The sequence below is a fragment of the Pseudomonas sp. GW821-FHT07F05 genome, from assembly GCF_059418765.1.
The window spans coordinates 1-26,086 of the sequence record NZ_JBWKQL010000020.1 but is presented as its reverse complement, the minus strand read 5'-3'; the positions used below and the strand labels follow the sequence as shown (position 1 = coordinate 26,086).

Annotated in this window: 21 protein-coding genes; 9 read left to right on the top strand and 12 right to left on the bottom strand. The window is 61.7% G+C overall.

Features of this window, described 5'->3' with window-relative positions; all coding sequences use genetic code 11:
• Positions 1-72 precede the first annotated feature (72 nt).
• From sigX to ppsA, 7 genes are all read right to left on the bottom strand, one after another.
• Positions 73-663: an RNA polymerase sigma factor SigX gene (gene sigX / locus AC07RO_RS25715; RefSeq protein WP_065988497.1), complete on the bottom strand. Its 591-nt coding sequence runs from the start codon at positions 661-663 to the stop codon at positions 73-75.
• 89 nt (positions 664-752) lie between these two features.
• The gene (locus tag AC07RO_RS25710; protein WP_495087445.1) at positions 753-1,577 is read right to left on the bottom strand and encodes a mechanosensitive ion channel family protein; all 825 of its coding nucleotides are present in this window, start codon (positions 1,575-1,577) and stop codon (positions 753-755) included.
• Positions 1,578-1,579: 2 nt separating this feature from the next.
• On the bottom strand, positions 1,580-1,849 hold the full coding sequence (locus AC07RO_RS25705; protein WP_192172442.1) for a CrfX protein: 270 nt from the start codon (positions 1,847-1,849) through the stop codon (positions 1,580-1,582).
• An 86-nt stretch (positions 1,850-1,935) separates the two neighbouring features.
• Positions 1,936-2,931 (bottom strand): zinc transporter ZntB, encoded by a 996-nt coding sequence (locus AC07RO_RS25700; RefSeq protein WP_423572454.1) that lies wholly within the window; start codon positions 2,929-2,931, stop codon positions 1,936-1,938.
• 51 nt (positions 2,932-2,982) lie between these two features.
• Positions 2,983-3,471, bottom strand: coding sequence for a ribonuclease E activity regulator RraA (rraA, locus tag AC07RO_RS25695; RefSeq protein WP_346627763.1), 489 nt, complete (start codon positions 3,469-3,471; stop codon positions 2,983-2,985).
• A gap of 222 nt (positions 3,472-3,693) precedes the next feature.
• Positions 3,694-4,686 (bottom strand): alpha/beta fold hydrolase, encoded by a 993-nt coding sequence (locus AC07RO_RS25690; RefSeq protein WP_495087444.1) that lies wholly within the window; start codon positions 4,684-4,686, stop codon positions 3,694-3,696.
• A 171-nt stretch (positions 4,687-4,857) separates the two neighbouring features.
• On the bottom strand, positions 4,858-7,233 hold the full coding sequence (ppsA, locus tag AC07RO_RS25685; protein ID WP_495087443.1) for a phosphoenolpyruvate synthase: 2,376 nt from the start codon (positions 7,231-7,233) through the stop codon (positions 4,858-4,860).
• A 149-nt stretch (positions 7,234-7,382) separates the two neighbouring features.
• On the opposite strand from ppsA, the gene ppsR reads away from it, so the two are divergent.
• A complete protein-coding gene (gene ppsR, locus AC07RO_RS25680) occupies positions 7,383-8,201 on the top strand; it encodes a posphoenolpyruvate synthetase regulatory kinase/phosphorylase PpsR (protein WP_074887131.1) in 819 nt (272 codons plus the stop codon).
• 63 nt (positions 8,202-8,264) lie between these two features.
• On the opposite strand, the gene prpF is transcribed toward ppsR, so the two are convergent.
• From prpF to AC07RO_RS25655, 5 genes are all read right to left on the bottom strand, one after another.
• Positions 8,265-9,455 (bottom strand): 2-methylaconitate cis-trans isomerase PrpF, encoded by a 1,191-nt coding sequence (prpF, locus tag AC07RO_RS25675; protein WP_495087442.1) that lies wholly within the window; start codon positions 9,453-9,455, stop codon positions 8,265-8,267.
• A gap of 51 nt (positions 9,456-9,506) precedes the next feature.
• Positions 9,507-12,101, bottom strand: coding sequence for a Fe/S-dependent 2-methylisocitrate dehydratase AcnD (gene acnD, locus AC07RO_RS25670; protein WP_495087441.1), 2,595 nt, complete (start codon positions 12,099-12,101; stop codon positions 9,507-9,509).
• A gap of 222 nt (positions 12,102-12,323) precedes the next feature.
• Complete coding sequence (gene prpC, locus AC07RO_RS25665) at positions 12,324-13,451, bottom strand: bifunctional 2-methylcitrate synthase/citrate synthase (protein ID WP_495087440.1); 1,128 nt, start codon at positions 13,449-13,451, stop codon at positions 12,324-12,326.
• A 54-nt stretch (positions 13,452-13,505) separates the two neighbouring features.
• Positions 13,506-14,396 (bottom strand): methylisocitrate lyase, encoded by an 891-nt coding sequence (prpB, locus tag AC07RO_RS25660; protein ID WP_495087439.1) that lies wholly within the window; start codon positions 14,394-14,396, stop codon positions 13,506-13,508.
• Positions 14,393-15,100 carry a GntR family transcriptional regulator gene (locus AC07RO_RS25655; RefSeq protein ID WP_192172626.1) on the bottom strand — a complete coding sequence of 236 codons (708 nt, stop codon included), beginning with the start codon at positions 15,098-15,100 and terminating at the stop codon, positions 14,393-14,395. The genes prpB and AC07RO_RS25655 overlap by 4 nt, the downstream gene beginning before the upstream one ends.
• Positions 15,101-15,396: 296 nt before the next feature.
• Here AC07RO_RS25655 and rloA point away from each other — a divergent pair, with 296 nt between their 5' ends.
• The 8 genes from rloA (at position 15,397) to pabB (ending at position 25,312) form a co-directional block, all read left to right on the top strand.
• A complete protein-coding gene (rloA, locus tag AC07RO_RS25650) occupies positions 15,397-15,957 on the top strand; it encodes a retropepsin-like aspartic peptidase RloA (protein WP_346628922.1) in 561 nt (186 codons plus the stop codon).
• A gap of 4 nt (positions 15,958-15,961) precedes the next feature.
• Complete coding sequence (gene rloB, locus AC07RO_RS25645) at positions 15,962-17,512, top strand: osmotic stress tolerance membrane protein RloB (RefSeq protein ID WP_192172433.1); 1,551 nt, start codon at positions 15,962-15,964, stop codon at positions 17,510-17,512.
• A complete protein-coding gene (locus tag AC07RO_RS25640) occupies positions 17,512-18,480 on the top strand; it encodes an alpha-L-glutamate ligase-like protein (RefSeq protein WP_495087466.1) in 969 nt (322 codons plus the stop codon). Before rloB ends, AC07RO_RS25640 begins: the two co-directional genes overlap by 1 nt.
• Positions 18,481-18,921: 441 nt before the next feature.
• Entirely contained in the window at positions 18,922-19,941 is a 1,020-nt protein-coding gene (locus AC07RO_RS25635) for a FecCD family ABC transporter permease (RefSeq protein WP_495087438.1), read from the top strand.
• Positions 19,938-20,702 (top strand): ABC transporter ATP-binding protein, encoded by a 765-nt coding sequence (locus AC07RO_RS25630; protein WP_495087437.1) that lies wholly within the window; start codon positions 19,938-19,940, stop codon positions 20,700-20,702. The genes AC07RO_RS25635 and AC07RO_RS25630 overlap by 4 nt, the downstream gene beginning before the upstream one ends.
• Positions 20,703-20,710: 8 nt before the next feature.
• Positions 20,711-22,822 (top strand): TonB-dependent receptor, encoded by a 2,112-nt coding sequence (locus AC07RO_RS25625; RefSeq protein WP_495087436.1) that lies wholly within the window; start codon positions 20,711-20,713, stop codon positions 22,820-22,822.
• Positions 22,819-23,907 carry an ABC transporter substrate-binding protein gene (locus tag AC07RO_RS25620; protein WP_495087435.1) on the top strand — a complete coding sequence of 363 codons (1,089 nt, stop codon included), beginning with the start codon at positions 22,819-22,821 and terminating at the stop codon, positions 23,905-23,907. The genes AC07RO_RS25625 and AC07RO_RS25620 overlap by 4 nt, the downstream gene beginning before the upstream one ends.
• Before the next feature lie 61 nt (positions 23,908-23,968).
• Positions 23,969-25,312, top strand: coding sequence for an aminodeoxychorismate synthase component I (gene pabB, locus AC07RO_RS25615; protein ID WP_495087434.1), 1,344 nt, complete (start codon positions 23,969-23,971; stop codon positions 25,310-25,312).
• Positions 25,313-26,086 lie beyond the last annotated feature (774 nt).

The window sequence follows — 26,086 nt, the reverse complement described above, 5'->3', positions numbered from 1 at the left end:
CCCCTTAGCGAGAGACAACTCGTCGGCAAGTCTATCAGAACTTGCCTGCTCGTTAGAGATATTTGCACCGAGTTAAGTTTCGGTAACGCCTGCAAATTTCTCACGTAATTTATCAAGTGCCCGTTTGTAACGCATTTTCGTGGCACTCAGGCCCATGTGCATGATGTCAGCGATCTCCTGAAATTCCAGCTCTGCGACAAATCGTAGCACCAGAATTTCCCTGTCGATCGGATTCACATGCACAAGCCAACGATCAAGCCCGCCCTTTTCTTCTGGTTTCGGCGTCTTTTCTTCCGACGCTTCCTCGAGGGGGTCAAGACTCAAAGCGTCCAGCAACCGACGCTTTCGTCGCTCCTTCCTGTACTGCGTGATGCATTCGTTGTACGTGATGCTGTAGAGCCAGGTTTTGAACTTCGATTTACCCTCGAAGTTCTTCAGGCCATACAACACCTTAAGCATCACTTCCTGACAGACATCGTCAGCATCGCGATCGTTCCCCAGATACCGTGCGCAGACGTTAAAAAGTGTCCGCTGGTAACGACGCATCAGCTCTTCGTAGGCACGCGTCACATGAAACAGCTCGGCGTGCGAACGCGCAACCAGCTCCTCATCGGAGAGCTCGCGTGGGTCGTAGCGCAGAGAGGGCGTTTGAACGTTATTCAAAACAAGTCGTGCCGACAGTCGGGTAGATGTCCGCCGCGTCCGGGAATCGCCCGGGTTTTGCGGCGGCATACATTAGCAGATTCGCCGGCTCAACGGCTGCTCACTCGCTGCTCGAGGAGGATCCGGTTGGACAAAGACACCAACTCGCCTTCCTCGGTCAGCAGGGTGGTCTTCACCGTGCCAATTTCTTCGATCTGCCCTTCGACCTCACCCACACGCACATGTTGCCCTACCTGGTACAGCTCACGTACATAAATTCCTGCCAGGATCTGGCTCGCGATTTCGCGGCTTCCCAGGCCCATGGCCAGCGCAACGGCCAGACCAACGGTAATCAATCCGATAACAATAACGTGGTTCAGCAGGTCGGTTTTGACCTCCAGCTGACTGATCGCCACCGAAATACTGATGATGATCACCAGCCACTGGGCGATTCGCCCCAGGCCAGCCGAGTAATCCAGGCCCACCCCTTCGGCAGCGCCCCGCACAATACCGTTGACCAACTGCGCCAGCAAGACACCCACCAGCAACACCAGCGCGGCGCCGAACACCTTCGGCAGGTACAGCGCGAGCATGTCCAGCGTCGCCGAGACCCGCTCCAGCCCCAGCGATTCTGCCGCCGACACCAGAAAAATCAAGAGCACGAACCAATAAACGATCTTGCCGATCAGGGTCGAAATCGGGACCTGAATGCCCGCGCGGCTGATCAGCTTGGTCAAACCGGTGCCGCCCATCAGGCGATCCAGACCGAGTTTGGCCAACAACTTCGAAAGCAGGGTGTCGAGCAGCTTTGCCACCACGAAACCCAAAAGCACTACGACCAGCGCGCCGAACAGATTCGGGATGAAATTCGCGACTTTGGTCCACAGCGCAGTCATTGCGGTAACCAGGCTCTGCGTCCAGAGATCCAATTCCATATTCAATCAGCCTTGTCTTGTGTACCGGCACCGGTAAACGTAGTACCGGCACGTGTCGCCTTGCGGCGGGAAACGGGTGAAACGTGGGCGGAGCCGTTATTCACGGCAATCATCAAAGCCTGCGTGCAACGACCCAGAAGACTGAACAGATCACCGGCGCCGACCTGACGGTTGGCGGTCTTCAACACTCGGCCCAGAACGGCATCGTCGTCCCGGCTGCTGGACGACGAGTTGAGCATGTCTCGCAGTGATTCTTCAAACGGGTCGTGCATAGGCACCTCACGCAATGTCACTGAAAGACGCAGCCAATTCTGCCTGAGTCACACGACACACATGAACGCCTTCCGATTTTTCATCCTCACACCCAGCGCAAACGCTTGAACAGCCACATCTGGCCGACGGCCACAATGAGCATCAGGCCGCAAGCGTACACAAATCCGTAGGGATTTTCCGACCCCGGGATGCCCCCCACGTTGATCCCCAACAATCCTGTCAGGAAGCTCATCGGCAGGAAAATCCCAGTGATGATCCCAAACCGATACATGGTCCTGTTCATTCGCTCGTTGAGGCGCCTGTCTTCCGCCTCAAGCACCAGCCCCACGCGCTCTCGGGTCAATTCCAGCTCTTCGAGATAGCGCGTCAGGCTGTTGTTCAATTCGTTCCAGTAGTCGGCATCGTCTTCCACGAACCACGGCATCTTGCTGCGCGTCAGCTGGGCGTAGATTTCGCGCTGCGGTGCAAGGAACCGACGCAGCCCCGCCGCTCGCCGGCGGATGTGCACCATGTTGCCGTGCTCGGGCAGATACCGCTCGTCGGCATCTATGCGTTCTTCCATGTCATCGACCAGTTCGGTCAGCTCGCTGACTACAGCCTGCACCTTGTCGGTCAGAAACTGAGCCAGATACAGCAGCAATTCGGACGCGGTTTTAGGGCCCTTGCCCTCATTCAGTGAAGTGATCAGCTCATCGGTTGCCCTTAGCGAACGCAATCGCAACGAGATAACGCGCTGGGCGGCGGCAAAGATCCGTACCGAGACCATGTCTTCCGGCTCGGCGCCAGGGTTCAGGTTGATCCCGCGCAGGAACAGCAACAGCTCGTTGTCGGGCAAGGCCAGCAGCCGTGGCCGGGTGTTTTCTTCCAGCATCAGGTCACAAACGAACTCGCTGAGACCGCTGGTCTTGCGCAGCCAGGTCTGGGTCTGCGGATGGCTTCGGTCCCAGTGGAGCCACACACTTTCGTGGGGCTCCAGTTGAAGGCCATCCAGTGCAGTTCGGGGGATTGAACGCGCCCCGCCCTTCCCGTCCAACACAAGGGCATGAACCAGCCCCCACTGCGCGTTTGTTTCGTCGAACATTCGTGTCCTTGCTGAGTGAATGGCTACCAGCGTGAAGAGGGATAAAACCGATCAGTCCGGCATCTTCAGTGCGCTGGGCGAAACGATGATTCCGTTGTTGTCGGCATAGATGAATTCGCCCGGCCTGAACGTCACGCCGCCGAAGGTCACCACCTTGTTCAGGTCGCCGAGGCCACGCTTTTCGGTCTTGAGCGGGTGACTGGCCAATGCCTGCACACCCAAGTCGGTCTGTGCCAGTACATCGACGTCGCGGACGCAGCCGAAGATGACCATGCCCTCCCAACCGTTTTTCGCTGCTTTTTCGGCAATCATGTCACCGAGCAATGCGCAACGCAGCGAGCCTCCGCCGTCCACGACCAATACTTTTCCGTGGCCAGGCTGTTCGGCCTGCTCGCGCACCAGCGAATTGTCTTCGAAGCACTTGAGCGTGACGATCTCGCCGCCGAATGAATCACGGCCACCAAAGTTGCTGAACATCGGCTCCACCACCTGAACCCGCTCAGGGTAGGCGTCGCACAAGTCCGGGGTGATGTAATGCATGGGTAACTCCTGTCAGGAAAGCTCTGTGATGAGGGAAAACAACTACAAGGATAGACGGCCTGCGTCAACGGCCGACGCTTCAACGGGCTGCATCCTTATATAGCACCTCACACAGAACACACATCTGACCAGCGATTCTCCACCCGGCCATTCAGCCCCGGTGCTGAGTGAGTGCAGCTTATCGCCAAGTCGGCGCCCAAGGAATGGTTGCGCCCGTCACAATCACAGAGTTGCCATCATGTTCAGCTTTGATTCAGCCTTTACCACCGGAACATGGCGGTTCAGCCAGTCCGTCACACGCGGCCACACCTGAGTTTGCGCGGCTTTGCTGACCAGCATCGGCACGTGGCCGAAGTCTTCACTGAAACCCTGTTCGCGGCCAAGGACGAGAAACGTCTTGTCTTCGCTGCCGAACCGCTCGAAGAGCTCGCGGCACGCCCATTCCGGGTCCTGATGATCGCCAGCGCCAGCCACGCACAGCAGCGGGACCGTCACCTGTTGCAGCCCGGCCCACCAGTCCTCCTTCTTGTGCCCGAAGCCGCCGAACAGGCCATGCCAGCGCATGCTTTCCAGCAGGACGCCCATGGGCTCGTCTTCCGGGCCGCGCTTGAAACGCGGGCCTGCCACGTGCTCGAAGCGCTTGAGCAGCAGCCGTGCAGCCCATTGCAGTGGCGGTACTTTCAGCGGCCAGTGGCTTCGGGTGATCTGACTGCCGAACAGCGCCACCGAGGCCGCATCGTCCGCCGCCAGGTACTGCCCGCCGAATGCTGCGGCCAGGGTCGTGCCGCCCAGGGAGTGGCCGATCCAGTGGGGCGCCTCGCCGGTCTGCTCGCGCACGAACGCAGCGATGGCCGGCAGATCAAAGCGGGCGTAATCGGCCACGCAATTGGTTTTGTACGCATTGTTGCGCGCCGACAGGCCGTGACCGCGCATTTCCGGGATCCACACATCGAACCCGGCACGGGCCAGATAAGCGCCCAGGCCGATGCCCTTGGGCGAGTACCAGAAGCGCCGATTGGAAAAGCTGCCGTGCAGCAGGACCACCGGCACGCCTCGGGCATCCGGTGCAGCCACAAGACCCAGCCGGGTGACGGCGATTTCGACAGTGAAATCCGGGCTGTTGCCGGGCTTCAAACGGTAGACGTCCTCGGTCAGGTCGCCACGACGCTCGGCCCTGATCAGGGCCACGGGAAAGAGATGACTGCTGCTTTGCATGGTGCTTTTGCTGGACGCTCTTGGTGGATGGGTGAATGGCGGTTGCGCGGAACAGCAGGTTGACGCTGCCAGCGCACTGAAAATCACCCACAAAAAAGGGCGGATTCGTTAAAAACCGCCCTCTCGGGAAACCGGCCCATGGAAACGGGCCGGCATCTTACTCGATCTGCATCAGGTTGGAGCGTCCTCTTCGGACAGGAAGAACCAGGTTTCCAGTACCGAATCGGGGTTCAGAGAAACGCTTTCGATGCCCTGTTCCATCAGCCAGCGCGCCAGATCCGGGTGATCGGACGGGCCCTGGCCGCAGATGCCGATGTATTTGCCGGCCTTGTTGCAGGCCTGAATGGCGTAGGACAGCAGCTTCTTGACCGCAGGATTACGCTCGTCAAACAAGTGGGCGATGATCCCGGAGTCACGGTCCAGGCCCAGGGTCAGCTGGGTCAGGTCGTTGGAACCGATGGAGAAACCGTCGAAGAATTCGAGGAATTCATCGGCCATCAGGGCGTTGGACGGCAGTTCGCACATCATGATCACGCGCAGACCGTTCTCGCCACGGGCCAGACCGTTCTCAGCAAGCAAATCGATAACCTGACTCGCTTCGCCCAGGGTGCGGACGAACGGCACCATGATTTCGACGTTGGTCAGGCCCATCTCGTTGCGCACGCGCTTGAGGGCACGGCATTCCAGCTCGAAGCAGTCGCGGAAGTTTTCGCTGATGTAACGCGACGCGCCACGGAAGCCCAGCATCGGGTTTTCTTCTTCCGGCTCGTACAGCTTGCCGCCGATCAGGTTGGCGTATTCGTTGGACTTGAAGTCCGACAGGCGCACGATGACTTTTTTCGGCGAGAAGGCCGCGGCCAGGGTGCTGATGCCTTCGACCAGCTTCTCGACGTAGAACCCGACAGGGTCGTCGTAACCGGCGATGCGTTTGTCGACGCTTTCCTTGATGTCCTGGGGCAGGTTGGCGTAGTTCAGCAGCGCCTTGGGGTGCACGCCGATCATGCGGTTGATGATGAACTCCAGACGCGCCAGGCCGATACCGGCGTTGGGCAGCTGGGCGAAATCAAACGCGCGATCGGGGTTGCCGACGTTCATCATGATCTTGAACGGCAGGTCAGGCATGGCGTCGACCGAGTTCTGCTTGATGTCGAAGCCCAGCTCGCCTTCGAAGATGTAACCGGTGTCGCCCTCGGCGCAGGACACGGTGACGCCCTGACCTTCCTGCAACAGCTCGGTGGCATTGCCGCAACCGACCACTGCCGGAATGCCCAGCTCGCGGGCAATGATCGCGGCGTGGCAGGTGCGCCCGCCTCGGTTGGTGACGATGGCGCTGGCGCGCTTCATGACTGGTTCCCAGTCCGGGTCGGTCATGTCGGAGACCAGCACGTCGCCGGGCTGGACTTTGTCCATCTCGGACACGTCCTTGATGATCCGCACCTTGCCGGCGCCGATGCGCTGGCCGATGGCGCGGCCTTCCACCAGAACGGTGCCCTTCTCCTTCAGCAGGTAACGCTCCATGACATTGGACGAACTGCGGCTTTTCACGGTCTCCGGACGCGCCTGCACGATGTACAGCTGGCCGTCGTCGCCGTCTTTGGCCCACTCGATGTCCATCGGGCACTGGTAGTGCTTTTCGATGATCATGGCCTGGCGTGCCAGGTTGCTGACTTCCTCTTCGCTGAGGCAGAAACGCGCGCGGTCGGCCAGGTCGACGTCGATGGTCTTGACCGATTTGCCGGCCTTGGCTTCTTCGCCGTAGATCATCTTGATCGCCTTGCTGCCCAGGTTGCGGCGCAGGATCGCCGGGCGACCGGCTTCAAGGGTGTTTTTATGAACGTAGAATTCGTCCGGGTTGACCGCGCCCTGGACGACCGTCTCGCCCAGACCGTAGGCGCCGGTGATGAAAACCACGTCGCGGAAACCGGATTCGGTGTCCAGGGTGAACATGACGCCTGCGGTGCCGGTTTCAGAGCGCACCATTCGTTGCACGCCAGCGGACAGCGCCACCAGCTTGTGGTCGAAACCCTGATGCACACGGTAGGAAATGGCGCGGTCGTTGAACAGCGAAGCGAACACTTCTTTCGCCGCGCGGATCACGTTTTCGACGCCACGGATGTTCAGGAAGGTTTCCTGCTGACCGGCGAAGGAGGCGTCCGGCAAATCTTCTGCGGTAGCGGAAGAGCGCACGGCCACCGCGATGTCCGGGTTGCCCGCCGAGAGCTCGGCGAAGGCGGTGCGGATTTCGGCGTTGAGCTTCTCGGGGAATTCAGCCTCCATGATCCACTGACGGATCTTGGCGCCGGTTCTCGCCAGCTCGTTGACGTCGTCGACATCCAGCGCGTCGAGGGCCTGATGGATCTGATCGTTCAGGCCACTCTGCTCAAGGAAATCACGGTAGGCCTGGGCGGTAGTGGCAAAGCCACCGGGAACGGACACGCCTGCGCCCGCCAGGTTGCTGATCATCTCGCCGAGGGATGCGTTCTTGCCCCCCACGTGCTCAACATCATGTTTGCCGAGCTTATCGAGGGAAACTACGTACTCTACCAAGGTGATCTCTCCACTAACCGGTTATTGTTGGAAATGCTTTGGTGCGGGAATCGCGGCGATTGAAAACGGGTAGACTGCGGCCAGTCATGGCCCGCAAGCCGGCCTATCATATCCACAAATTGTCTTCAGCTTAAGGCCCCGGGGCGCAAATGAAACGATCCGCTTTTTTCATCTCCGATGGCACCGGCATTACCGCCGAAACCCTTGGCCAGAGCCTGCTAGCGCAATTTGAAAACATTACATTCAACAAGTTCACGCGCCCCTATATCGACAGCGTCGAGAAGGCGCGGGCCATGGTGCAGCAAATCAACAAGGCCGCCGAGAAGGACGAAGCCCGCCCGATCATCTTCGACACCATCGTCAATCAGGACATCCGCGAGATCCTCGCGACCTCCGACGGCTTCATGATCGACATCTTCTCGACCTTCCTCGCCCCGCTGGAGCTGGAGCTTAGTTCACACTCGTCGTACTCGGTGGGGAAATCCCACTCCATCGGGCACAACTCCAATTACATGGAGCGGATCGAGGCGGTGAACTTCGCGCTGGACAACGATGACGGCGCCAGAACCCATTATTACGATAAAGCCGACATCATTCTCGTGGGCGTGTCACGCTGCGGCAAAACCCCGACCTGCCTGTACATGGCCATGCAATTCGGCATCCGTGCGGCCAATTACCCGCTCACCGAAGACGACATGGAACGCCTGCAGTTGCCTGCTGCGCTGAAGCTGCACCGGGACAAGCTGTTCGGCCTGACCATCGACCCCGACCGCCTCACCGCCATCCGCCACGAACGCAAACCCAACAGCCGCTACGCCAGCTACGCCCAGTGCGAGTTCGAGGTGCGCGAAGTCGAGGGCCTGTTCCGCCGCGAAAACATCCCGCACATCAACTCCACGCATTTTTCGGTCGAGGAAATCTCGGCGAAGGTTTTGGTGGAGAAAGGCGTCGAGCGGCGGTTTAAGTAGCTGAGCAGCGGCAAGTTTGAAGCTACAAGCTGCAAGTTGACGGAGTCAGGCCTTGCCGTTCGGTCAGAAGCTGTCACCCGGCACGCGCACCCAACCTTCCATCAATACCCGTGCGCTGCGGCTCATGATGGCTTTTTTGACGTGCCATTCGCCGTCGACCAACACCGCTTCGGCTCCCACGCGCAGGGTCCCGGAGGGATGGCCGAAGCGCACGGCGCTGCGTTCGCCGCCGCCCGCTGCCAAGTTGACCAACGTCCCCGGAATCGCTGCCGCCGTGCCGATGGCCACTGCCGCGGTGCCCATCATGGCGTGGTGCAGTTTGCCCATGGACATGGCGCGGACCAGCAGATCAGTATCTTTGGTTGTGACGCGCTTGCCGCTGGAAGACAGGTATTCAGCGGGCGCGGCCACGAACGCCACTTTGGGCGTGTGCTGACGCGTCGCTGCCTCCTCGACAGTGCCGATCAGCCCCATGCGCACGGCCCCATAGGCGCGGATTGTTTCGAACATGCTCAGAGCCTTCGGGTCGCTGTTGATCGCGTCCTGCAATTCGCTGCCGGTATAACCGATGTCGCGGGCGTTGACGAAGATGGTCGGGATACCGGCATTGATCATCGTCGCCTTGAACGTCCCTACACCCGGCACTTCAAGCTCATCCACCAGATTGCCAGTGGGGAACATCGAACCCCCTGCGCCCTCCTCGTCCGCCGCCGGGTCCATGAACTCCAGCTGCACTTCCGCCGCCGGGAAGGTCACGCCGTCGAGCTCGAAATCGCCGGTTTCCTGCACCGCGTCGTCGGTCATCGGCACGTGGGCGATGATGGTTTTGCCGATGTTGGCCTGCCAGATGCGCACCACCGCCACGCCGTTGCGGGGGATGCGCGACGGGTCAACCAGACCGTTGCTGATGGCGAACGGGCCGACCGCCGCCGACAGGTTGCCGCAATTGCCGCTCCAGTCGACGAAGGGCTTGTCGATCGCGACCTGACCAAACAGGTAATCGACGTCGTGATCGGCTTTCTCGCTCTTCGACAGAATCACCGTTTTGCTGGTGCTCGACGTCGCGCCGCCCATGCCATCGATCTGCTTGGCGTAGGGATCGGGGCTACCGATCACCTGCAGTAACAAGGCGTCACGGGCCGCACCGGGGGTTTGCGCGGCTTCGGGCAGATCGTCTCGGAGGAAAAACACGCCCTTGCTGGTGCCACCGCGCATGTAGGTCGCGGGAATCTTGATCTGTGCTGTGGAAGCCATGAACTGTTCCTTCTTGTCCTTTCTTATATAGAGAGCAGAGCGCGCGTCGGCTCAGGCGACGGCCGAGGATTCGAGGAAGTCCTGGGCGAAGCGTTGCAACACGCCCCCGGCTTCGTAGATCAACACCTCTTCCCCCGTGTCGAGGCGGCAGGTCACCGGCACCTCAACGCGCTCGCCGTTCTTGCGCTGGATGATCAGCGTCAGCGTGGCACCCGGCGTGCGCGCGCCGATCACGTCATAGGTTTCACTGCCATCGATGCCCAGGGTCAGGCGATTGGTGCCCGGCTTGAACTCCAGCGGCAGCACGCCCATGCCCACCAGATTGGTGCGGTGGATGCGCTCGAAGCCTTCGGCGACGATGACTTCGACACCCGCCAGACGCACGCCCTTGGCGGCCCAGTCCCGGGACGAACCCTGGCCGTAATCGGCGCCGGCGATGATGATCAGCGGCTGCTTGCGCGCCATGTAGGTTTCGATGGCCTCCCACATCCGCGTGACCTGGCCTTCCGGCTCGATCCGCGCGTAGGAACCCTGCTTGACCTTGCCGTTCTCCACCACCATTTCATTGAACAGTTTGGGGTTGGCGAACGTGGCGCGCTGGGCTGTGAGGTGATCGCCGCGATGGGTGGCGTAGGAGTTGAAGTCCTCTTCCGGCAGGCCCATTTTGTCCAGGTATTCGCCGGCCGCGCTGTCGAGCATGATCGCGTTCGACGGCGACAGGTGATCGGTGGTGATGTTGTCCGGCAACACCGCCAGCGGACGCATGCCCTTGAGGGTTCTCTCGCCGGCCAGGGCGCCTTCCCAGTACGGCGGTCGGCGAATGTAGGTGCTCATCGGGCGCCAGTCGTACAGCGGCGCGACTTTCGGCCCGGTATCTTCGTGGATGGCGAACATCGGGATGTACACCTGACGGAACTGCTCCGGCTTGACCGAGGCCTTCACCACCTCGTCAATTTCGGTGTCAGTTGGCCAGAGGTCTTTCAGGCGGATTTCTTCGCCATTGGGCCCAAGACCCAGCACATCTTTCTCGATATCGAAGCGGATCGTTCCGGCGATGGCGTAGGCGACCACCAGCGGCGGCGAGGCGAGAAATGCCTGCTTGGCGTAAGGGTGAATGCGCCCGTCGAAGTTGCGGTTGCCCGAAAGCACTGCCGTGGCGTACAGGTCGCGGTCGATGATTTCCTGCTGGATCACGGGGTCCAGCGCGCCGGACATGCCGTTGCAGGTGGTGCAGGCGAACGCGACGATGCCGAAACCCAGTTGCTCCAGCTCGCCGGTCAGCCCCGCTTCGTCGAGGTACAACGCGACGGTTTTCGAGCCCGGCGCGAGGGACGACTTGACCCAGGGTTTGCGCGTCAGTCCCAGGCGATTGGCGTTGCGCGCCAGCAACCCTGCAGCAATGACGTTGCGCGGGTTGCTGGTGTTGGTGCAACTGGTGATGGCGGCAATGATCACCGCGCCGTCCGGCATTTCGCCCGGGGTTTCCTCCCACGGCGCCGCAATGCCTTTGGCGGCGAGATCAGAAGTGGCTACACGTGCGTGTGGGTTGGACGGCCCGGCCATGTTGCGCACGACGCTGGACAAATCGAAACGCAGCACGCGCTCATATTCGGCCGTGACCAAGCTGTCGGCCCACAGCCCGGTATGGCGGGCGAAGGTCTCGACCAACTGCACTTGCGGGTCTTCGCGACCGGTCAGTCTGAGGTAGTCGATCGTCTGCTGATCGATGCTGAACATGGCGGCGGTCGCGCCGTATTCGGGGGCCATGTTCGAGATGGTCGCACGGTCGCCGAGGGTCAGCGCGCGGGCCCCTTCGCCGTAGAACTCAAGGTACGCGCCAACGACCTTTTGCTGACGCAGGTATTCGGTGAGCGCCAGCACCACGTCGGTGGCGGTAATGCCCGGCTGCGGACGGCCCGACAGTTCGACGCCGATGATGTCCGGCAGGCGCATCCACGAGGCGCGGCCGAGCATGACGTTCTCGGCTTCAAGGCCGCCGACACCAATGGCGACGACGCCCAGCGCATCGACATGGGGCGTGTGGCTGTCGGTGCCGACCAGTGTGTCCGGGAAGGCGACGCCGTTCAGCGTCTGTATCACCGGTGACATTCGCTCCAGATTGATCTGATGCATGATGCCGTTGCCCGGCGGGATCACTTCGACGTTCTTGAACGCCTGCTTGGTCCAGTTGATGAAGTGGAAGCGGTCTTCGTTGCGACGGTCTTCAATCGCCCGGTTCTTGCTGAACGCGTCCGGGTCGTAGCCCCCGCATTCGACGGCCAGCGAGTGATCGACGATCAACTGCACCGGGACGACCGGGTTGACCTGCGCGGGGTCGCCGCCCATGTCGGCGATGGCATCGCGCAAGCCGGCGAGGTCCACCAGCGCGGTCTGGCCGAGGATGTCGTGGCAGACCACTCGCGCCGGAAACCACGGGAAATCGAGGTCGCGCTTGCGTTCGATCAGTTGCGTGAGCGAGGCCGTCAGCGTCGTCGGATGGCAACGGCGCACCAGGTTTTCAGCGAGCACGCGGGAGGTGTAAGGCAGCGTGGCGTAGGCGCCGGGCTTGATTGCATCGACTGCCGCGCGGGCGTCGAAGTAATCCAGCACAGTGCCGGGCAGGGCTTTGCGGTATTCAGTGTTCATCGTCAGGACTCGATCACGGTAGTTTCAAAAGGCGGGGGATTGCACCGGCCTTGAACTGAGCACGCTCCTGTGGGAGCGACCGGGGTGGCGCTCCACCTTGCTCGCGAAGAGGCAAGGGCATCCGCTAAATTTTCAGCGGCTGGAATGCCGTCTTCGCGAGCAAGCTCGCTCCCACAGGATCAGTCTTCAGTCTTCAGTCTTCAGTCAGTGGCCCCTGCCCCATCAGCGCTGTTCGATGGGCACGAATTTGCGCTGTTCGACGCCGATGTATTCGGCGCTCGGTCGGATAATGCGGTTGTTGGCGCGCTGTTCGAACACGTGGGAGGCCCAGCCGGTCAGGCGCGAGCAGACGAAGATCGGCGTGAACAGCTTGGTCGGGATGCCCATGAAGTGGTAGGCCGAGGCGTGATAGAAGTCGGCGTTGGGGAACAGCTTCTTCTGCTCCCACATGGTTTTGTCGATGGCTTCGGAGACCGGGAACAACACCGTGTCGCCCACCTCCTCCGCGAGCTTTTTCGACCAGCCCTTGATCACCTCGTTACGCGGGTCGTTGTCCTTATAGATCGCGTGACCGAAGCCCATGATCTTGTCCTTGCGTTCGAGCATCGCCAAGGTGCCCTGGGTGGCTTCTTCGGCCGACGAGAACTTCTGGATCATCTCCATCGCCGCTTCATTGGCGCCGCCGTGCAAAGGCCCGCGCAACGTGCCAATGGCTGCGGTGATGCAGGAAAACAGATCGGACAGGGTCGACGCGCAGACCCGGGCGGTGAAGGTCGAGGCGTTGAATTCGTGCTCGGCGTAGAGAATCAGCGACACGTCCATGACCTTGCGGTGCAGTTCGCTCGGCGCCTTGTCCCGCAACAGCTTCAGGAAGTGCCCGGCGATGGACACCTCGTCAGTGACGCAATCGATGCGCTTGCCGTCATGGCTGAAGCGGTACCAGTAGCACATGATCGCCGGGAACGCGGCGAGCAGGCGGTCGGTGGAATCGAGCTGTTGGGCGAAACCGGCTTCGGGCTCGAGATTGCCGAGCATCGAGCAGCCGGTGCGCATGACGTCCATGGGGTGGGTGTCGGCGGGAATGCGCTCGAGCACTTCTTTCAGTGCCTGGGGCAGGTCACGCAGGCCCTGAAGTTTCTTCAGGTAACCGTCGAGCTGCGCCTGGGTTGGCAGTTCGCCATACAGCAGCAGGTACGCGACTTCTTCGAATCGGGCGTCGGCGGCGAGTTCACGCACGTCATAGCCGCGGTAGGTCAATCCGGCGCCGGCCTGGCCGACGGTGGACAACGCGGTCTGTCCGGCCACCTGGCCTCGCAGGCCTGCGCCGCTCAATACTTTTGCTTCAGCCATTGCTGTCTCCAGTCTTGTAGTTGTGTGGGAATCGGCAATTCATTTGCGGCTTTTCTACGATTTCTTCTGCGCAAACAGCGCATCGAGCTTCTGCTCGAACGCGTGGTAGTCGATGCGCTCGTACAACTCCATGCGCGTCTGCATGGTGTCGACGACGTTCTTCTGGGTGCCGTCGCGACGAATCGCGGTGTAAACGTTTTCCGCCGCCTTGTTCATTGCCCGGAACGCCGACAGCGGGTACAGCACCAGCGCTACTTCGGCGGACTTCAGCTCGTCGGTGGTGAACAGCGGCGTCGAGCCGAATTCGGTGATGTTGGCGAGGATCGGCGACTTCACCCGTGAGGCAAACAGCTTGTACATCTCAAGCTCTGTGATCGCTTCCGGGAAGACCATGTCCGCGCCCGCTTCGATGCACGCAGCGGCGCGGTCCAGAGCAGACTCCAGCCCCTCCACCGCCAGCGCATCGGTGCGCGCCATGATCACGAAACTGTCGTCGGTTCGCGCATCAACCGCCGCCTTGATGCGGTCGACCATTTCCTGCTGCGAAACAATCTCCTTGCCAGGCCGGTGACCACAGCGCTTGGCGCCAACCTGGTCCTCGATGTGTATCGCCGCCGCGCCGAACTTGATCATCGACTTCACCGTGCGCGCCACGTTGAACGCCGAGGCACCGAAGCCGGTGTCGACGTCCACCAACAGCGGCAGGTCGCAGACGTCGGTGATGCGGCGCACGTCGGTGAGCACATCGTCCAGACCGGTGATGCCGAGGTCCGGCACGCCCAGCGAGCCCGCCGCAACACCGCCGCCGGACAGGTAAATCGCCTTGAAGCCGGCACGTTGCGCCAGCAGCGCGTGGTTGGCATTGATCGTGCCGACCACTTGCAGCGGATGTTCACTGGCGACAGCATCACGGAAGCGTTGGCCGGGAGTGGTTCTTGTGGTCATTGTTCACCTCGGGCAGTGGCAGCGTGGAAGTGCTGCTCAATATTGCGTTTGGATGCGGCGATGTGTCGGCGCATTAACAGCTCGGCCAGCTCGCCGTCACGGTCGGCGATGGCGTCGAGAATACGGTGGTGCTCGGCGAAGGCCTGGCGCGGGCGGTTGGGCGTCGTCGAGAACTGAATGCGGTACATGCGCACCAGTTGATAGAGGTCATCGCAGAGCATCTGGGTCAGCGTGCTGTTGCGCGCGCCCTGGATGATCCGGTAATGAAAGTCGAAATCGCCTTCCTGCTGGTAATAGCCGACGCCGGCCTGGAAGGCGCTGTCGCACTCGTGGGTTTCCAGCACGCGGCGCAGGTCGTCGACTTCTTCAACCGTCATGCGCTCGGCGGCGAGTCGACAGGCCATGCCTTCGAGGGATTCGCGGATTTCGTACAGCTCGACCAGTTCGGCATGGCTCAGCGAGACCACGCGAGCGCCGACGTGAGGCACGCGGACCAACAGGCGCTGGCCTTCGAGCCGGTGAATGGCCTCGCGCAACGGCCCTCGGCTGATGCCGTAAGTGCGCGCCAGTTCGGGCTCGGAGATCTTGCTGCCGGGGGCGATATCGCCCTTGACGATAGCCGCCTGAATACGGCGGAACACGTTCTCGGACAGGGTCTCGGCATCCACCGGAGAGGCAGGCAGAATTTCTGCGGCATCCAACATTGTTGACACCTGCTGATTGAATGCCCGCAAATCTAGCGAAAGATGCCAGATTCGTCAAAGCAAAACGATCGATTGTCGACAATCATCTAATAGCGACACATTTTGACGAAAAGTCCGACAGCCCGTATCCGCGCCGCCCTTCGCTGGTGCCATAAAAGCTTCATGCTAGAATGCCGGCCGCCTCAGAACGCCCACGCGGGCAGCAGGCGGCTTTCGCAGGAGCGGCACCCTTGGTCAAACCAAAACCACTTTTCGACGTCAAAGCAGCTTCTTCACTTTTCATCGCGCCTGGACTTATGAGCCGCCACCCTCTTCTCTTCCTCTTATCGCTGTACCTGCCAGGCGTCTTTCTGCCCGGTTTTTTTCTCCCCGGCCTGGCCCTGGCCGCTGAAAAGACGGTGTATGGCCTGAACGAATATGCCGAGCTGGCCGACATCGACCTGCAGGTCGCGGCCAAACTGGACACCGGCGCCAAAACCGCCTCCCTGAGCGCCCGCGACATCAAGCGCTTCAAGCGCAATGGCGATTCCTGGGTGCGTTTTTACCTGGCCATCGACGACGCCCACGAACACCCCATCGAACGCCCCCTTGCCCGGGTCAGCAAAATCAAGCGCCGCGCAGGTGACATCGACGCCGATGACGACAAGAAATACACCGCACGCCCGGTCATCAGCCTGGATGTCTGCATGGGCGAGGCGCTGCGCACCATAGAAGTGAACTTGACCGACCGCAGCGCATTCCAATACCCGCTTTTGATTGGCTCCGAAGCCCTCAAGCACTTCGATGCGCTGGTCGATCCAAGCCTGAAATACGCAGCGGGCAAGCCTGCCTGCGTCAATGCTCCAACCGCAGAGTAACGACATGCGCTCTCTTACCCTCCATCTGAAGATCCTGATCGCGACCCTCGTCACGCTGGGCATCGCGATCACGGCTTATCAGATATTGGTACTCGGCATTCCGGTGACCGAAGATGAAACCGACGACCTGTGGAACATCGACGCCAAGGTCGAGTTCGTCGCCAACCCCAAGGACACGGTCAAGGTGCAGATGTACGTGCCGCCGCTGTCCCGCGATTACATCAGCCTCAATGAAAGCTTCATCTCCAACAACTATGGCGTGAACGTCAACCGCGCCGACGGCAACCGCAAGGTCACCTGGTCCGCGCGCCGGGCCACCGGCAATCAGACGCTGTATTACCGACTGGTATTGACCAAGCGCTACAGCGGCGAGAAAGCCAAGATCAAGGGCCCGATCTTCCGCGACAGCATCGTCGTCGAAGGGCCGGAAAAAATCGCTGCCGACGCCCTGCTTGCGCCGATCCGGCAGCATTCCGCCGACGTCGAAACCTTCGTCAGCGAAGCCATCAAGCGGGTCAACAATCTGAGCGACGACAACGTCAAGCTGCTGCTGGCCGGCGATACGTCGGTGGCGAACAAGGCGCGCATCACCGAAACCCTTTTGTCCATCGCCCACGTGCCGGTGGAGAAAGCCCACACCATCCGTTTGGTCGCCGATCAGCCGCAGTCGCCGGAACTGTGGCTGCGCAGCTTCAATGGTAAGGACTGGCTGTATTTCAATCCGGAAACCGGTGAAGCGGGCCTGCCCCAGGACCGTCTGCTGTGGTGGATCGGCAATGACAACCTGATCTCCGTCGAGGGCGGCAAGAAGGCCACGGTGAATTTCAGCCTGAACAACAGCGAGATGAACGCGATTCGTCTGGCCAAGCTGACCGACGAAAGCACCGACGCCGACTTCCTCGAGTACTCGCTCTACAGCTTGCCGCTGCAAACCCAGCAGACCTTCATGATCATGGTGATGATCCCGATCGGCGTGCTGGTGATCCTGATCCTGCGCAACCTCGTAGGCCTGCAAACCCTGGGCACCTTCACCCCGGTGCTGATCGCGCTGGCGTTCCGCGAGACCCAACTGGGCTTTGGCATCGTGTTATTCACCATCATCACGGCACTGGGCCTGTCCCTGCGCTCGTACCTGGAACACCTCAAGCTGCAAATGCTGCCGAGGCTGTCGGTGGTGCTGACCTTCGTGGTGGTGTTGATTGCCGCCATCAGCCTGTTCAGCCACAAGCTGGGGCTTGAGCGCGGGCTGTCGGTGGCGCTGTTCCCGATGGTGATTCTGACCATGACCATCGAACGCCTGTCGATCACCTGGGAAGAGCGCGGCGGCGGGCACGCGATGAAAGTCGCCATCGGCACGCTGTTTGCGGCGTCCTTGGCGCACATCATCATGAGCATTCCGGAGTTCATCTACTTCGTGTTCACCTTCCCGGCGATCCTGCTGATCCTGGTGGGTTTCATGCTGGCGATGGGACGTTATCGCGGTTATCGGCTGACCGAGCTGATTCGCTTCAAGGCCTTCCTCAAGGAAGATGCCGAGCGGGAACACCATCAATGATCGGCTGGTGGAAAACCTGGAAGGCACTGGAAGCCAAGGGGATCATGGGCATCAACCGGCGTAACGCCGACTACGTGCTCAAGTACAACAAGCGCAGCCTCTACCCGATCGTCGATGACAAGATCATCACCAAGGAGCGGGCCATCGCGGCGGGCATTCATGTGCCCGAGCTGTACGGGGTCATTTCCACCGAAAAGGAAATCGACAAGCTTGACGGGATCATCGGCGGGCGCAGCGACTTTGTCATCAAGCCAGCCAAAGGCGCGGGTGGCGACGGCATTCTGGTCATCGCCGACCGTTTCGAAGAGCGCTTCCGCACGGTCTCCGGGCGCATCATCAGCCACGATGAAATCGAGCATCAGATTTCCAGCATCCTCACCGGGCTTTACTCTCTGGGCGGCCATCGCGACCGCGCGCTGATCGAATACCGGGTCACGCCCGATCAGATTTTCAAGAGCATCAGTTACGAAGGCGTTCCGGACATCCGCGTGATCGTGCTGATGGGCTATCCGGTGATGGCCATGCTGCGCCTGCCGACCCGACAGTCCGGCGGCAAGGCCAACCTGCACCAGGGCGCCATCGGTGTCGGCGTCGATCTGGCGACCGGCCTGACGCTGCGCGGCACCTGGCTGAACAACATCATCAGCAAGCACCCCGACACCACCAATGCGGTGGATGGCGTGCAACTGCCGAACTGGGACGGTTTCATGAAGCTCGCGGCCGAGTGCTACGAGCTGTGCGGGCTGGGTTATATCGGCGTCGACATGGTGCTGGACCAGGATCGCGGGCCGTTGATTCTGGAGTTGAATGCCAGACCTGGGCTCAACATCCAGATCGCCAACGATTGCGGGCTGACTCACCGGACCGTGGCGGTGGAGAAGCGGCTCGAGGAACTGGCGGCGGAAGGTGCCCAGGAAACCCCGGAAGAGCGGGTCAAGTTTGCTCAGGGGTTGTTTGGACACGTTTGAGTTTCGTCGATTGATCAGGCTGATCGGTGTTCGCCGATAAACTGATGGCGATCATACCGACCCCTTCCCGGCTGAAGCCGGTCCCACTAAATACCGCGTGCCGACAATGGGACCGGCTGAAACTCGGACTGTGGGACCGGCTTTAGCCGGGAAGACGTCACGCGCCACACCGCAAATCTGATGGCGTTCACACCGGCCTCTTCCCGGCTGAAGCCGGTCCCACTAAATACCGCGTGCCGTCAATGGGACCGGCTGAAACTCGGACTGTAGGACCGGCTTTAGCCGGGAAGACGTCAGGCGTCACACCGCAAAACCCAAGCCGAAACTCGCCACCCATAAACCCCCTGCTAAATGAAGATTCACCCCATGCGGCATTCCGTCCCTAGAGGAGTCACGCCTATCGCTGTATAGTTTTTTACATACCGAAACAGTGAGCAACAGATGTCCCCTGCCAAGCTGTATTCCCCTCTGTTGCTCAGCCTGTTGGCGTTGATCCTGACGGCTGTCTGCGCGCTGTTATTGGGCCGCTATCAAATTTCAATCCACGAACTCAGCACGTTCATCGCAACGATGCTGGGCCTCAGCGACATGCCCACTCAGCGCTACGACCTGCTCCACACCTTGATCATCGAGGCGCGCCTGCCCCGGGTCATCGCCGCCGTGCTGGTGGGCGCCGGGCTTTCCGTCTCAGGCGCGGCGTATCAGGGCGTGTTCCGCAATCCGCTGGTGTCGCCGGGCTTGCTTGGGGTGTTGAGCGGCTGTGCGTTCGGTGCTGCGCTGGGAATCATCTGGCACCTGCCGCCCCTGGCCATTGCGCTGGTGGCGTGCGTGACCGGGCTCATCGCCGTAGCGGTCGGTCTGGGCATCGCGCACATGTTTCAGACCCCCTCGATCCTGCTGTTGGTGCTCGGCGGCATTGTCGCGAACGCCCTCTTCACTTCCTTGCTGTCCATTGCTCAATACATGGCCGATCCGCTGGATCAGTTGCCGAGCATCGTCTATTGGCTGCTCGGCAGCCTCAGTGCCGTGGACGTGCAGGCGCTGTGGATCATCGGCCCGATTCTGGCCGTGGCCATCGTGCTGCTGTGCCTGACCGGCCGCGCCATCGACGCGCTGTCACTGAGTGATGACGAAGCCCTGAGCCTTGGCGTGCCGGTCGGACAGATTCGCGGCGGCCTGATTGTCCTCACCACGCTGATCTGCGCGCTCACTGTGAGTCTGGCCGGGATGGTCGGCTGGATCGGCCTGTTGATTCCGCACCTGGCGCGGCTGCTGGTCGGCCCCGGCAATACGCGCTTGCTGCCCCTCAGCGCCTGCCTGGGCGGGATCTTCTTGCTGGCAGCCGACGGCGTCGCTCGCAGCGTGTCGGCGGGAGAAATCCCCCTCGGCATCATTACCGAGTTGTTCGGCGCGATCGCCTTTGTGCTGGTGCTGCATCGCGTGCGCAAGGGTTGGCTATGAAGCGCTTGCAGGCCCGCGGACTGACCTATCGGATCGGCGAGCGCTTGATCCTCGATAACGTCTCGCTGGACATTGCCGCCGGCGACAACATTGCGCTGCTGGGGGCCAACGGTGCCGGAAAAAGCACGTTGATGAGGCTGCTGCTGGGGTTGCTGACGCCGCACTCCGGCGAGGTGCTGATCGACGGCCAACCGATGCGCTCGATGAAGCGTCGCGCCGTGGCCCGCCAGATTGCCTACGTGCCCCAGAGCCACGTCCCGAGCTTTCCGTTCAGCGTCGCCAACATCGTCGGGCAGGGGCGATTGCCCACTGTGGGTCTGGGCCATGCGCCGAGCCGCGACGACAAGGCCTCTGTGCGGCAGGCCCTGACCGACCTGGGCATTCATCACTTGAGTGAACGGCCGTACACCGAACTGTCCGGTGGCGAGCGCCAGTTGGTGCTGATCGCCCGGGCCATGGTTCAGCGCGCCAATATCATCATTCTCGACGAGCCGGTCACCGGTCTCGATTACGGCCATCAGTTGCGCCTGCTGGCCTTGCTCAAGCGCCTTGCCGCTCAGGGCATCAGCATTCTCTCCAGCACCCATCGCCCTGAACATGCCCTTGCCTCGGCCAATCGCGTGCTGGTGCTGCACGACGGCCGACTCATCGCCGACGGATCCCCCCACGACGTCATCGACAGCGCCCTGATGGCGCGTCTTTACCAGGTCGCCGTCGAGCAGATCGACACCAACGGCCACCGCTTTTTTATTCCTTGCTGAGTGTTTACATGATCCTATCCTTCTCATCGCGCCTGGCATTCGCGCCCCTTTTGTTTGGCGGCTTCGCCCAGGTCTGCCTGGCGCAAGAAATGACCCTGGCGCCGCTGGACATCAGCGCCGAACAGTCGATTGCCGATCAGGCGCGGGAGAAGTCGGCGACCCTCGGCCCCATGGGTGAGCGCAGGCTGCTGGACACGCCCTACTCCATCAGCGTGCTGTCCTCCGACCTGATCGACAGCCAACAGCTCAAGAGCTTCAAAGACATCATTCGCTACATGCCCTCCGTACAGGCCGACGGCGCCCGGCCGCAGACCCGGGGCCTGCAGGGCAGCGTGGTGCAGAACAGCCGGCTGGACGGCCTCAACGTGGTCTCGACCACCGATTACCCGGCCGAGCAACTGGGCGGCGTCGAGGTGCTGAGCGGGCTGTCGGGGTCGCTGTATGGCCCGGCGAATCCGGCCGGCACCTTCAACCTGCTGTCGAAACGCCCGACGGATTTCACCCGTAATCGGGTGACGGTCGGCGTGGGCACCGGTCTGACCTGGCTCAAGGCCGCCGACCTGAGCGGCCCGTTCGACCCGGACGGCAAGATCAAATACCGCCTGAACGTCGCCGACGAGCAAGGCCACAGTTATGCCCCCGGCAGCACCTTGCGCCGGCAGCTGGTGAGCCTCGCCACGGATGTCCAGATCAGTGACGACAGCGTCATCGAGACCAACTTCAGCCACTACAGCTATCTATCCAAGGGCCTGCCCGGCAAGTTCGCCGTCGCCTCGGGCGTGACATTGCCCCACGCGCCGGACCCGACCCGCAGCAACCTCGGGCAGAATTATGCCGGCGACAACAACACCACGGACACCGCCAGCGCCCACTTCAAGCACGACTTCGACGGCAACTGGAAACTCGACATTGGCGCACTGCGGCAGATCGCCGACCGCGAATCCACCGCGGTCACCAACACCCTGATCAACAATGCCGGGACGTATCGCAGCTCGGTGGCCAGCGCCACTGCCAGCCGCTTCACCATCAACAGCTACCTGGCCAACCTCAACGGCAGCGTCTACACCGCCGGCATTCGCCACGACCTGACCGTCGGCGTTACCGGTTTTGACTGGGACAACTACAACCCCGTGGCAGGCGGAACGACAACCTTGGGCAGCGCGTCATTGAGCCACCCGGTCGCCTTCGACGAGCCGGACTTACCCGACTTCACAGACCGCTACCACTCGGCCAACGCCCGCCAACGCTCGTTCGTGCTGGGCGACACCCTGACCTTCACACCGAAATGGAGCCTGATGCTCAGCGGCAGCCAGAGCCGTTTGACCGCCGACAATTATTCTCAAGCGGACATCCACACGTCATCCCGGGACTCGGGCATCAGCACGGCAAGCAGCGTCATGTACAAGCCGGTGGACGACCTGACGCTGTACCTGACCTACGCCGACAGCCTGCAACAGGGCGACAGCGCCGCGGCCGGCAGCAGCAACGCCGGGGCGATCCTGTCGCCGTATCGCAGCCGCATGTGGGAGCTGGGCGGCAAATGGGTCGCGCGCGGGGTCAACCTGTCGCTGGCGGCGTTTCAGATCAAACGTCCCTTTGCCTACACCCAGCCCGATAACGTCTATGCCGTGGCGGGTGATCAGCGCAATCGCGGGGTGGAATTCCTCGCCGACGGTGACCTGACTCAAAATCTCAAGATGTTCGGCGGCATCACTTGGCTGGACCCGAAGCTGCTGTCCACCGGCAACGACAGCACGGAAGACACCCGGATCGTCGGGCTATCACGGATGACGGCCAGTCTGCTGACCGAATACCGCATCGATCAGGCGCCGGGCCTCGCCGTCAACCTCAACGCCCGTTACGCCAGCGCCCGGCCCACGGACGACAGCAACGATCACTGGGTCGGCAGCTACACAACCTTCGACACCGGCGCCAGCTACAGCACCCGGTTGATGAAACGCGACACGGTCTACCGCCTCGAAGTCACCAACCTGACCAACGAACGCTACTGGACCAACATCGTCCCCGGCGGGCTGAACGGCTACACCGGCGCCGGGCAAGCCAGCGCGACACCGGCCGCGCCGCGCATGGTGCAGGCGTCGATTCAGGTGGACCTGTGAGCAAGGGGCGGGTCGGCGTGCGCGGTTTGTTGAGCGTCGTGATGCTCGCCGGTCTGAGTGCCAGCGCCTTCGCTGCCCCGAACGATGCCGGCCAGAACATTCAGGCCAGCCCGCTGAAATCCAGACAGGTGCAGGACGATGGCGGCCAATCAGTCAGCATTCCCACCGAACCCGCGCGCATCGCTGACGCCTGGTACGCCCATCAGGTGCTGCTGATGACGCTGGGCGCCGGCTCGCGCATTGTCGCGACGGTCAACCATCCCGCAAGCCAGCCGTGGATGTTCAAGGTCCTTCCGTCGCTCAACCAGGCCACGGCCATCCAGGGCACGGCGTTCAATGCCGAGACCTTGCTGGCCGGGCACGTCGATCTGGTGTTCACCGCCCTCGGCGATCGGCAGGCCATCGCCTATCGACAGCTCGGCCTGCCGGTCATGCAGATGGGCTACACCGACCTGGCCGGGCTTAAACGCTCGATGCTCAACACCGCCCGGGCCCTTGGTGGCAGCAAACCCGCCGCGCGCGCTCTCGCCTATAACGGGTTTCTGGATCAACAGCTGGCAGCGGTCAATCGGGTGGTGGCGGGTATCCCGGCGGAACAGCGCCCCAAAGTACTGCACATCGCGTCGGTGAATCCGTTGAAAGTGGATGGCGCCGATACGCTGATCGACGACTGGATCAAGCTCGCCGGTGGCCGCAATGCCGCGACGGGGCTCAAGGGCAATATGCAGATTGTCTCGGTTGAGCAGTTGCTGGCGTGGCAGCCGGATGTGCTGATCCTCGCGGCGGCCGCGGGTGATTTGAATCAGGCAGCGCAACCGCAGTTGCTGAACCAGCTTGATGCCGTGCGCAACGGGCGCGTCCTGCGCAACCCGGCCGGGGTGTTCCCGTGGGACCGTTACGGCACCGAAGTGGCGCTTCAGGTGGCCTGGGCCGCGCAGCAGTTGCACCCGGCGTTGTTTCCTGACGTCGACATGGCGGCACAGACGATGGACTTCTACCGACGCTTTTTCGACTACGCACTGACGCCCGAGGATGCTCAGCGGATTTTGCACGGTGAGCCGCCGGCGACTGCGCCTTCCCCCTAGGACTCGACCCTGCGGAAGACTACAATCGCCGTCCTCGCGCACTGACTGATCCACGCCTCGCATGCCAACTTGCTCCGTATACCCGCTGCCCTATCACGCCGACCCCAGCGGCTACTTCGCCCGCGTGCGCCTTGCCCCGGGTGCCGTGCTGCTGGACAGCGGTCGCCCGACCGCGGACCGGGGCCGCTTCGATCTGCTCAGCGCCTGGCCGCTGGAAACCCTGCAGCCGGTGGCGGACGAATCCGGCCCGGCCTTTCTCCAGCGCCTGCGTGAATCACTGGCGCGCCTCGGTGAAGCCGATCTGCCAGAGGACTGCGCGCTGCCGTTCGCCGGTGGATTGATCGGCTATCTGGCGTACGACTTCGGCCGCCTGTTCGAACCGCTGCCCGATCAGGCCATTGACGACTTGCACCTGCCCTCCGCGCGGTTGGGGCTCTACGCCTGGGCGCTGATCAGCGATCACCATGAGCACACCAGCCAGTTGGTGTTTCATCCTGCCCTTGATCACGTCGAACGCCTGCGCCTGATCGCGCTGTTCGAGCAACCGGCGGCGAAACGGGATGCAGCGTTCGAACTGACCGCGGCCTTCGCGCCGGACATCGATGCCGAGCAGTACCGACAGGCCATCGCGCGGATTCACGCCTACATCCAGGCCGGTGACTGCTATCAGGTCAACTTCGCCCAACGTTTTCGCGCGCAGTACCTCGGTGACCCGTGGGCGGCGTATCAGGCCCTGCGGGTGGCCTGCCCCACGCCGTTCGCCGGGTATCTGGCCCTGCCGGAGGGCGATGCGGTGTTGAGCCTGTCGCCAGAGCGGTTCGTCAAAGTCAGTCAGCGGCAGGTCGAGACCCGGCCTATAAAAGGGACGCGGCCGCGCGGGCGGGATGCCGATGAGGACGTGTCGTTTGCTCAAGAGCTGCTAGCGAGTGCGAAGGACCGCGCCGAGAACCTGATGATCGTCGACTTGCTGCGCAACGATCTGGGCCGGACCTGCCGGATCGGTTCGGTAAAAGTGCCGGAGCTGTTCAGCCTGGAGAGCTATCCCAACGTGCATCACCTGGTCAGCGCGGTGACGGGCGAATTGGCCGACGGCAAGGACGCGCTGAACCTGATTGGCGGCAGCTTTCCCGGCGGCTCGATCACGGGCGCGCCGAAGATCCGCGCGATGCAGATCATTGACGAACTGGAGCCGACTCGCCGGGCGCTGTATTGCGGCTCCTTGATGTACCTGGACGTGCGTGGCGAGATGGACAGCTCCATCGCGATCCGCAGTTTGCTGGCAAAAGACGGCCAGATGGCGTGCTGGGGCGGCGGCGGGATCGTCGCTGATTCGCAGTGGGAGGCGGAATATCAGGAGACCTTCACCAAAGTGCGGGTGTTGATGGAGACGCTTGAGGGGTTGTGATTGGAGTGGCAGGTGCGATGACCCGAGGTGATGGTACGACTCCCGGTCGAGCAGACACTGCGGTGCTGGTTGGCAAACACCGTCCATGTGGGAGTGAGCTTGCTCACGAAGACGCCAACACAGCCAGCCACTTTCTCCGGGGAATGACAGTAAGCATTCGCGAGCAAGCTCGCTCCCACAGGATCGTGGGTCGCCTCAGGATTCCGGCCCGTTCGTGGGACTTGTGGGAGTGAGCTTGCTCACGAAGAAGTCGGTACATCCGCTAAATTTTTACCGGCAGGAATGCAGTCTTCGCGAGCAAGCTCGCTCCCACAGGATCGTGGGTCGCCTCAGGATTCCGGCCCGTTCGTGGGACTTCTGGGAGTGGCCTTGCTCACGAAGACGCCAGGACAGCCAGCCACTTTCTCTGGGGAATGACAGTAAGCCTTCGCGAGCAAGCTCGCTCCCACAGGATCGTGGGTCGCCTCAGGATTCCGGCCCGTTCGTAGGACTTGTGGGAGTGAGCTTGCTCGCGAAGACGCCAACACAGCCAGCCACTTTCTCCGGGAAATGACAGTAAGCATTCGCGAGCAAGCTCGCTCCCACAGGATCGCAGGCCGCCTCGGGATTTCGGCCGGTTCGTGGGACTTGTGGGAGTGAGCTTGCTCACGAAGGCGCCAGGACAGCCAGCCACTTTCTCCAGGAAATGACAGTAAGCCTTCGCGAGCAAGCTCGCTTGTATGGTTAGACTTGAAGGGGTGGTGGGACGAACAGTTCGCATCTGACTGCTGCAAC